Here is a 9,316-nt window from a genome sequence, read left to right as displayed (position 1 = left end):
AGGACTTCGCTGGGGAACCGCAATGAGATTTGATTTCGCCATTAAAATCAGCGCCTTAGCCCTTATTTTGGGGCTTATCGCCGGCACTCCGAATGCGGCTAAAGCAGCCGATCTCGGCCTGACACCCGCCGGGGGCGCAGTCATCGGAAGCTGCGCAGAGGTTGCATTGAGCTGCGAAAACGGCCGCCAGTATCCGGTTTGCCCGATCGCCGTCAGTGTCGCAGGGGAGATTGTTACCGCCCGAATCCAGCTGGCACCGCAGCGTTCGGCCTATGTCAGGCTTGTACCGATGGGAGTGGGATACCGCTACATCGGCAAGGGAATCTGGTTTGACGGCCTGCGGGAAAATGCCCTGCTGTATCTAAGCAAGGACAGCTCGGTGGGCTGCACCGTCCTAGGATCCTGATCAAACAGACTTCGACATCCGTTGCCAGGGGCCGGATGTCGAGACCGCTGGGTGCGATGATAATCGCCGTCGCTGAAATATCGGCGGCGCCGACAGGATCGCTGTTTGCCGCGATATTTTGCCGAGATACATCGCATCGATTGAAGGGGAGCAGCATCAGGTGCTGCATGCGCTTCCACTCTGGCGTCACGATATTCGCTGACAGCGGAGATTTCCGCTATCAGACTTCGGTGTGCGAGTTCGCTTTCAAATCCGTTCTCTGCAGAAATCTCACGCTCAGCCGCGCACCCGCAAGACCGACCTGCCACGCGAATACATATTAGCTTTCGGGCGCACATAAACAGGACAATGATCGTACCAGCTGTGCTGCTGCCAATTCCATTTCCAGCAGCCCGATGCGATCTGCGGCTCATACTCATAGCCCAAACCGGGCCAGTATGGCCTGTCACCGAATGCATGCGCGCTGCCGGCGGACAAACAGCCCGCTAGAACAACTGCGCCAATCAAGCTTTTCGAAAACAATCTGGACATAGAGCCCCCCAGCAAGCCGCGGAAAAACTCGTGTCAGACTGCCAAAGTCACCACGGGAGATCAAGCTCAATCACAGGTTACTACAATTCGGCCGCACGCGCAGTCGATCGTTTCGAGAGCCACACACCGTCATGATGTGACGGGCTCCCATCAGCGCGCGCATCGACCACGCTAGCTGCGCTTGTAATCATCCTCGATCCGCACGATGTCGTCGTCGCCGAGATAGCTGCCGGTCTGCACCTCGATGAGTTCGAGCGGTATCTTGCCGGCATTCTCAAGACGGTGAGTCATGCCCATCGGAATGTAGATCGACTCGTTCTCGTGCATCATCTTCACGTCGTCGTTCAGCGTCACCTTCGCCGTGCCGCGCACGATGATCCAGTGTTCGGATCGATGATGGTGCATCTGCAGCGACATGCGTTCGCCCGCCCTCACCACCAGGCGCTTGACCTGATAGCGCTCACCGTCCTCCAATGCCTGCACCGAGCCCCAAGGCCGATGCGTGGTCAGGTGATCGGCAGTGACACGCGGCGCAGCTGTTTTCAGCTTGGCGACAAGCCGCTTGAGATTGTTGGCATCCTTTTGCCGGGACACCAGCACAGCATCCTGCGTCGCCACGACAACGAGATCTTCGACACCTTCGAGTGCGACCACAGGACCATCGCTGGCGACATGGCAATTGTGCGCATCCTCGAACACGGCTATGCCCTGCGCGGCATTGCCCTGGGCATCCTTGTCGGACAGCTCCCACACGGCAAGCCAGGAGCCGACATCCGACCATCCGCATGAGACCGGCACCACCGCCGCTTTCGCGGTCTTTTCCATCACGGCATAATCGATGGAAATGGCGCGTGCCGCTTTGAAGGCGTCCGGATCGAGCGTGAAGAAGCCGAGGTCGCGGCCTGCATTCTTCACTGCCTTTGAAATCGTCTCGACGCTCTCCGCATCGACGCTGCGATACTCGTCGAGCAGGATCGACGCGCGGAACATGAAGTTACCGCTATTCCAGAGATAGCCCGCTTCGACATAACGCGTCGCAATTTCGAGGTCCGGCTTCTCGACGAAACTGGCGACGCGCTTCACCTCTCCAGACAAGCCATCGCCCGGCGAGATATAGCCATACTCGATCGCGGGGCGCTCAGGTGTGACACCAAAGGTCACGATGTGACCTGCATTGGCTTCAACCAGGCCAGCGCGGCATGCGGCGACAAAGGCCGGCACATCGCGCACGACATGATCAGCCGCCAATGCGAGGACCACCGCACCCTCATCGCGGCTGGCCGCAAAAGCAGCGCCTGCAGCGATCGCGGGACCGGAATCGCGGCGGGCCGGCTCAAGAAGAATATCGGCCTCGCAGTCTATTTCGGCGAGTTGCTCGCGCACCATGAAGCGGTACGCCTCGCTGGTGATGACGATAGGACGATCGAACAATTCGGGATCGGAGATCCGCAGGATCGTATCCTGAAAGGTCGAGCGCGCTCCGAACAGCGGCAGAAACTGCTTCGGCCTCCCCTCGCGCGACGAAGGCCAAAGCCGCGTTCCAGCACCGCCACACATGATCAAAGGAATGATGCGCTTGCTCATCGTTCGGTCGGCCTCTTCCGTCTTACAGGGCGTTAGCTGCTTACGCGCCAAGATTACCGTAATGCCCGCGATACCAGGTCACGAAATGCCGAATGCCATTTTCGATCGACGTGTCAGGCTTGAAGCCGACATCGCGCATCAGGTCATCGACATCCGCAAATGTCTCGGGCACATCGCCGGGCTGCATGGGCAGCATCGTCTTGATGGCTTCGAGCCCAAGCTCCGCTTCCAGAACCTTCACCACGTGCATCAAGTCTTCCGGCTTGTGGTTTCCGACATTGTAGATGCGTGCGGGCGCCTCGTCGCTATTGCCAGCGGGCACATGGTCGATCAGCCGGCCGATCACGCTGACCACGTCATCGACATATGTGAAGTCGCGCCGCATATCACCGTGATTGAACAGCTTGATCGGCGTTCTCTCGATGATCGCTTTGGTGAACAGGAACATCGCCATATCCGGCCGTCCCCACGGGCCGTAAACCGTAAAGAACCGAAGCCCTGTCGTGGGCAGGCGATAGAGATGGCTATAGGAATGCGCCATCAACTCATTTGCTTTCTTGGTCGCCGCGTAAAGACTGATCGGATTGTCGACGCGGTCTTCTACTGAGAACGGCTTCTTTTTATTGGCGCCATAAACCGACGACGACGACGCATAAAGCAGATGCCTGCAATCATTGTGACGGCAACCTTCGAGGACATTCAGGAAGCCTTCGAGATTGGCATCGGCATAAGCGTGGGGATTGTCGATCGAATAGCGGACGCCGGCCTGCGCCGCGAGATGGATCACCACCGGAAACTTGTGCGTGGCCATCAGATCCAGCAGCGCTGCACGATCGGCAAGATTCGCTTTGACGAAGGTGAAGCCCGGATGAACCAGAAGTTGCGCGAGACGGGCCTCTTTCAGGGCGGGGTCGTAATAATCATTGACGCTGTCGAGGCCAACAATGGTGTAGCCCTCCGCCAGCAACTGCCGCGCAACATGAAATCCGATGAAACCTGCAGCACCCGTCACCAGAATGGTTCGATCGGACATCACGCCCTCAATTTACCGGAAAAACCGCAATACGCGGCTCCCCTACGCATCCACTAGCCATTTGGACGCGAATACTGCAACATTTCTGCATCGCAGCATCCGATTGCGTCAGAACCGCGACCTCGCCCTGTGGTCATGCTTGAGAATGCCGCTATAAAACCCGCCATGCATAGCTTGCTGCAATTCTCAACATCGTTGTCCGCTCGTCATCCCCATGTCGCCATCTGAGACCATCGCCGCGCTGATCGCGCTCGTCATTGCCGCCGCGATCCTGTCTGCCGCGTGCATTCGCGCCATTCACCCTCTGCTCGTTCGCTATGCCCTGGCGCGGCCGAACGCACGCTCGTCGCATCGTATTCCGACGCCACAAGGCGCAGGGATCGCGGTCATTGCGGCCTCGCTGCTCGTAGCCGGCATCGCGGTCGTGTGGTTCGCGTCGCCATCGCTGACGTTATGGGTGTTGTTTGGCTCTACCGTGACGATTGCGACGGTCGGGGCGATCGACGATCTCCGGCCAATGCCGGTGCTACCGCGGCTGGGTCTGCAAGCTCTCTGTATCCTGGCCATCCTTCTCGTTTTGCCGGGTCAGAACCAGATTACTCCCATATTGCCGCTTTGGCTCGAACGCGCCTTGTTGCTCGTGGCGGCTCTCTGGTTCGTCAACCTCACCAACTTCATGGATGGACTGGACTGGATCACCGTCGCGGAAGTCGTCCCGGTGACAGCGGCCTTGGCCTTGATGGGATTCGCCAGCGCGATCCCGCTACCGACCGCTTTTCTCGCAGCCGCCCTGTGCGGCGCCATGCTGGGCTTTGCACCGTTCAATAAACCTGTCGCAAAATTGTTTCTAGGCGACGTGGGCAGCCTGCCCATCGGCCTGTTGCTCGCGTGGTGTTTTCTGGAGCTCGCTTACGCCGGACATCTCGCCGCAGCGATCCTGCTGCCGCTCTATTATCTTTGTGACGCGACGATCACCCTGCTGCGACGAATGGCACGGCGCGAGCCCTTCTGGATCGCTCATCGCTCTCATTTCTACCAGCGGGCCACGGACAACGGATATTCCGTGCAAGACGTGGTGCAGCGTGTTTTCCTGCTGAATATCGGACTGGCATCGCTTGCCGGCTTGTCCATCTATCTGCCGGGAGCGGTATCTGACATTGTCGTGCTTTTGGTGGGCGCAGGATCCGTATCTCTTGTTCTTCGTCAGTTCGGCACCTTGCGAAACCGGCAAGCAGGTTAGTGTAATTCCACCTGATATTCCGGAACAGCCGACCTCAACGTGGCGACAACCACATCCTGCTGATCGCTATCGATCGCTGATTTCAAGGTTTCGAGCCACTTGTTGATCGTGACGAGCGGCAACTCATTCGGCCGCGCAGCCATGACGCCGGCAACGCCGATCTCGCTGGTCGGCTCCTGCTTGGCGAACAGGATTTCATGCATGCGCTCACCCGGCCGCACGCCTGTAAACACGATATCGATGTCGTAACCGGGCTGCAGACCGGACAACCGGATCATGCGATCCGCCAGATCGACGATCTTGACCGGCTGGCCCATGCTGAGCACGTAAACCGATGCATCGGCATGCTGGGAGTTCATCGCATGGGTCGCGGCGGTGACGACCAGATCGCAGGCTTCGCGGATCGTCATGAAGTAACGCACCATATCGGGATGCGTGACTGTGACGGGGCCACCCGCTTCGATCTGCGCCTTGAATTTCGGCACGACCGAGCCATTCGATGCGAGCACGTTTCCGAAACGGACCGAGATCAACCGCATACGCGGTTTAGCTGTAGCGCTGGCGCTCATGTCGCCATCGAGCGCCTGACAATACATCTCCGCAAAGCGCTTGGTCAGGCCGAGCATCGAGACCGGCTCGATCGCCTTGTCGGTCGAGATCATCACCATCGCCTCGGCGCCGGACGCCAGGGCCGCATCGGCCACATTGACCGAGCCGAAAATATTGGTTTTGACCCCCTCGCCCCAATCGCGTTCGAGAATGGGAACATGCTTCAACGCCGCAGCATGAAAGACCGCATCGGGCTTGAACGCCATCAGAAGCTGATGAATACGCGCGCGATCACGCACATCCGCGATGCGCCCTTCGATCGTGGCCGAGCTCACCTTCTCCGACAGTTTTTCCATGGCTGCATGAAGTGCAGGCTCGGAATTCTCGATGACCAGAAGCCGCGACGCTCCGAAGGTCACCACGCGATCGCACATCTCGTAGCCGATCGAGCCGCCGCCGCCGGTGACCACGATCGCCTTTCCGCGAATGAAGCCCTCCAGCCGCTCATAGTCGATCTTGACGCTTGGGCGGAGCAACAGATCTTCGACGGCAACCGGCGCCAATTGTGGTTTGTCCCGGCTTTCCTCCAGCGACGGAATGCGACTGACCGCGAGGCCAAGCTTGCGCGCCTTCATCAGGATCGATTCCGGCTGGGCCTCATCCTCGAACGCCGAAGGTGTCATCACAACACGTTCGATCGGGCGCTCGCGTCCCTTGAAATCGTCGATGATGTTGCCGAGATCGTCCAGCCCGCCAAGCACCGGCACGCCGCGGATCGCCTGACCACGATCCGAGGCCGCCGGTGACACGATGCCGATCGGCCACATCCGCTTCACCGCACCGCTCTCGATGCCGCGCAAAAACACTTCGGCATCGGCGGCACGGCCGATCAAGAGCGCTGGTGCAGCATCCATCGCGCGCGCCTGATTGCGCGTGCGCGTGTAGCGGAAATAGCGGTATGCCAAGCGCGCGCCGCTCAGGAAGAATATCTGGATGAACCAGTAGATGACGATCGTCGTCTTGCCGAGGAAGAAGGTGCCGTAAACGTTTGGCGCCAGGAACACGTAGTCGAGAACCAGAAGCGCCCCGGTCAGAACCGTTGACGCCTTGATGATGTTCAGCAGATCCGGCAGCGAAATGAAGCGCCACTTCGTCGTCGTCAGATTGAAGACGTAACAAACGAAGAAGCTGAAGATCACGAAGTAAGGTAGAATCCTGGCGACAAGCGGCAGCCGCTCCCAGAGATTTTCACCGTCAAACCGCAGCATAAAGCTGATCAGCACCGCAGCCACAGTGACGATGGCATCATGGGCCGCAATCATCCAGTTGCGAGCGCTAAAATTCGAAATCCTCGTCATGACTGTCCGCTGCGCGCACGCTCGACCAGCGAAGTCGTGCTGTGGCCTTGAAGAATATCAACGAGTAGAACCTCGCCACCATAGGCTGCGACGACGTCGTGACCGACTACCTGTTCTCGTGTGTAGTCCCCACCCTTGATCAAAGTCAGTGGCCGGATTTGCGTAATCAAGTTGATCGGCGTGTCCTCTTCGAAGACGACGACCAAGTCAACCGCCTCCAAAGCCGCGAGGACTTCGGCCCTTGCACGCTCGCTCTGTACCGGACGATCCTGGCCTTTGAGGCGCTTGATGGACGCGTCGCTGTTCAGACCAACGATCAACCGGTCACAGGATGCCCGTGCAGCTGTGAGCACCTTCACATGACCGGGATGCAGGATGTCAAAACAGCCATTGGTGAAGCCGATCCGCAATCGCTCGCGGCGCCACCCGGCCAACCGTTGCTCGAGTTCATCTGTCGCGACGATCTTGTCTTCAGCTGCGAGCATGGCATGCGGCAACATCTTGCGACGCAGTTCCTGCGTCGTCACCACGTCAGTTCCCTTTTTGCTGACCGCAACGGCCGCAGCGGCAGACGCCATCCGCAATGCCGCTTCCCAATCCGCTCCCGCTGCCAGCGCCACCGCCAGTGTCGCGGCAACCGTGTCCCCGCGCCGGACACGTCGCGCACTTTCACAGGCAGCGCCGGAACATGAACTGCATCTCCATCGCGAACCACCAGCGTCATGCCGTGCTCGCTCTGGGTCACCAGCATCGCCGAGCAATCGGCGAGGATCATCGCCTCCTGGGCCGCATGGGCGATGGCCGCGTCATCATTTGCGCGGCTGCGCGTCGCTTCGGCAAATTCCTTGCGATTTGGCGTCAGCAGCGTGGCACCACGATAGATCGCGAAATTTGCGCTCTTCGGATCAACGATGATGCGTTTTCCCAGCGCTTTGGCGACGTCGATGACGTTACGGATCACGCGTGCTGTCAGCACACCTTTGGCGTAGTCCGAAAATAATACGATATCGGCGCGCGCGACTTGTGGGAGAATGGTGTCGAGCAGCTGCTTTTCGACCTCCGCCGATGCAGGCGCTGCCAGTTCCCAGTCTGCACGCAGCATATGCGTGGAGAAGTGCTCGGAGACAAAACGCACTTTTCGGGTTGTCGGGCGCGATGCGTCGGCAACCAGCAGCGCCTCGATCCGGCTCTCCCGTCCGAGCGCATTTTTCAGCGTGACCGCGGCATCATCGGCACCGATCAGTCCGACGAAAATGCACTTGGCTCCCAGCGCAGCAATGTTCCGCGCAACATTGCCGGCGCCACCGACAACGATCTCGCTGCGCTGTGCGGCAATCACGGGGGCCGGTGCTTCCGGCGAAATCCGCGATACCTCGCCATAGACGAATTCGTCCAGCATGAGATCGCCGATGCAGAGAACGGTCTGCTTCGCGATCGCATGCGACAAAGCGTCGAAATCGAACATCACAGCGGCCTTTGCGTCAGCGGAATCGATCGGCCTGATCGAGGTGGGACTTCACATAGTGCGCCACAGCATCTTCCAGCGGAGTGAAGCCGCCATTGTAGCCGGCGGCCTGCAAGCGGGCGCCTTCGCTCTGCGTGAAGTACTGGTAGCTGCCACGAATCTGCTCGGGCATGTCGATATAGGAGATTTTCGGCGCGATGCCGAGTGCAGCATAGGCTGCCAGCATGAGATCCTTGAAGCTGCGCGCGATGCCGGTACCGACATTGTAGATGCCGGAGACCTGACGCGACGCCAGCAGCCAGGTGATGACGCGGACCACATCCTCGACATAGATGAAATCGCGGCGCTGGTCGCCATCCGCGATCCCCTCGCAATGCGACTTGAATAGCTGGATATCGCGACCGGCCTTGATGTCATCAAAGCGCCGGGTCAGCACGCTCATCATGCCGCCCTTGTGATATTCGTTCGGGCCGAACACGTTGAAGAACTTCAACCCGACCCATTGCGGCGGCATCCGCTCGCCCCGGGCGACCCGCTCGGCAACTGCGAGATCGAACAGGTGCTTGCTCCAGCCATAGAGGTTCATCGGGCGGAGCAGCTTCAACGCGGGCACCGTGTCGGCGTCACGGAACCCCTGCTCTCCATCCCCATAGGTCGCTGCAGAGGACGCGTAGATGAATGGCACGCCGTTATCGGTGCACCAGTCCAGCAGACGCATCGACAGCCGAAAGTTCGTCTCGATCACCAGGTCGCCATCGGTCGCGGTGGTCGCCGAGATTGCCCCCATGTGGATGACGGCATCGAGCCGGCGCCCCTGCAGCCAGCCCATCAGCTCGGCCGGCGGCACCACATCGGCCAATTGACGCTTGGCCAGATTTTGCCACTTGCCGTCATGGCCGAGAAAGTCGCAAACGGCGACATCCGCTCGCCCGGCGTCATTCAGCGCCGCCACGACGTTCGATCCGATGAAGCCGGCTCCTCCGGTCACAAGTAGCATGAAATCCCCGATTGCCTTTTGCGCCGTCACCTTTGCCTTAGTCCCGCCCGTCAAGCAACTTCGGCCCGCACACAGCGGACTGCCCGTGGAGAGGGCTTTAAACCTCTGCAATTTGCTTTACGTGGTGGGACGGACGGGCTACCGACTTGCTCC

The 9,316-nt window shown here is 59.5% G+C and carries 6 protein-coding genes and 1 pseudogene; 2 read left to right on the top strand and 5 right to left on the bottom strand.

All coding sequences use genetic code 11. The annotated features are described in order from the left end of the window. The first annotated feature begins 22 nt into the window (after positions 1-22). Positions 23-406, top strand: coding sequence for a hypothetical protein (locus tag RPMA_RS10300; protein WP_249225619.1), 384 nt, complete (start codon positions 23-25; stop codon positions 404-406). A 702-nt stretch (positions 407-1,108) separates the two neighbouring features. Here RPMA_RS10300 and RPMA_RS10295 read toward each other — a convergent pair. Then, positions 1,109-2,521 carry a mannose-1-phosphate guanylyltransferase/mannose-6-phosphate isomerase gene (locus RPMA_RS10295; protein WP_211912722.1) on the bottom strand — a complete coding sequence of 471 codons (1,413 nt, stop codon included), beginning with the start codon at positions 2,519-2,521 and terminating at the stop codon, positions 1,109-1,111. 40 nt (positions 2,522-2,561) lie between these two features. Further along, complete coding sequence (locus tag RPMA_RS10290) at positions 2,562-3,554, bottom strand: NAD-dependent epimerase (protein WP_211912721.1); 993 nt, start codon at positions 3,552-3,554, stop codon at positions 2,562-2,564. A 214-nt stretch (positions 3,555-3,768) separates the two neighbouring features. On the opposite strand from RPMA_RS10290, the gene RPMA_RS10285 reads away from it, so the two are divergent. Further along, positions 3,769-4,794 (top strand): MraY family glycosyltransferase, encoded by a 1,026-nt coding sequence (locus RPMA_RS10285; RefSeq protein WP_211912720.1) that lies wholly within the window; start codon positions 3,769-3,771, stop codon positions 4,792-4,794. Here the strand turns inward: RPMA_RS10285 and RPMA_RS10280 are convergent. The 3 genes and pseudogenes from RPMA_RS10280 to rfaD all read right to left on the bottom strand — a co-directional run bounded on the left by RPMA_RS10280 (position 4,791) and on the right by rfaD (position 9,163). Next, positions 4,791-6,701, bottom strand: coding sequence for a polysaccharide biosynthesis protein (locus tag RPMA_RS10280; RefSeq protein ID WP_211912719.1), 1,911 nt, complete (start codon positions 6,699-6,701; stop codon positions 4,791-4,793). The genes RPMA_RS10285 and RPMA_RS10280 overlap by 4 nt on opposite strands. After that, positions 6,698-8,166, bottom strand: a pseudogene (gene rfaE1, locus RPMA_RS10275) (D-glycero-beta-D-manno-heptose-7-phosphate kinase). The gene RPMA_RS10280 and the pseudogene rfaE1 overlap by 4 nt, the downstream one beginning before the upstream one ends. Before the next feature lie 16 nt (positions 8,167-8,182). Beyond that, positions 8,183-9,163 carry an ADP-glyceromanno-heptose 6-epimerase gene (gene rfaD, locus RPMA_RS10270; protein ID WP_211912718.1) on the bottom strand — a complete coding sequence of 327 codons (981 nt, stop codon included), beginning with the start codon at positions 9,161-9,163 and terminating at the stop codon, positions 8,183-8,185. Positions 9,164-9,316: the final 153 nt, after the last annotated feature.

The sequence above is a fragment of the Tardiphaga alba genome (genome assembly GCF_018279705.1).
In the GTDB taxonomy this organism is placed as follows: domain Bacteria; phylum Pseudomonadota; class Alphaproteobacteria; order Rhizobiales; family Xanthobacteraceae; genus Tardiphaga; species Tardiphaga alba.
The sequence above is the reverse complement of the archived record's forward strand: the minus strand, read 5'-3'. Positions and strand labels throughout refer to the sequence as shown.

Excerpts from the sequence above, each read along its gene's own strand:
- RPMA_RS10300 (WP_249225619.1), top strand. The coding sequence starts at position 23 with ATGAGATTTGATTTCGCCATTAAAATCAGCGCCTTAGCCCTTATTTTG.
- rfaD (WP_211912718.1), bottom strand. The coding sequence starts at position 9,163 with ATGCTACTTGTGACCGGAGGAGCCGGCTTCATCGGATCGAACGTCGTG.
- RPMA_RS10295 (WP_211912722.1), bottom strand. The coding sequence starts at position 2,521 with ATGAGCAAGCGCATCATTCCTTTGATCATGTGTGGCGGTGCTGGAACG.
- RPMA_RS10290 (WP_211912721.1), bottom strand. The coding sequence starts at position 3,554 with ATGTCCGATCGAACCATTCTGGTGACGGGTGCTGCAGGTTTCATCGGA.
- RPMA_RS10280 (WP_211912719.1), bottom strand. The coding sequence starts at position 6,701 with ATGACGAGGATTTCGAATTTTAGCGCTCGCAACTGGATGATTGCGGCC.
- RPMA_RS10285 (WP_211912720.1), top strand. The coding sequence starts at position 3,769 with ATGTCGCCATCTGAGACCATCGCCGCGCTGATCGCGCTCGTCATTGCC.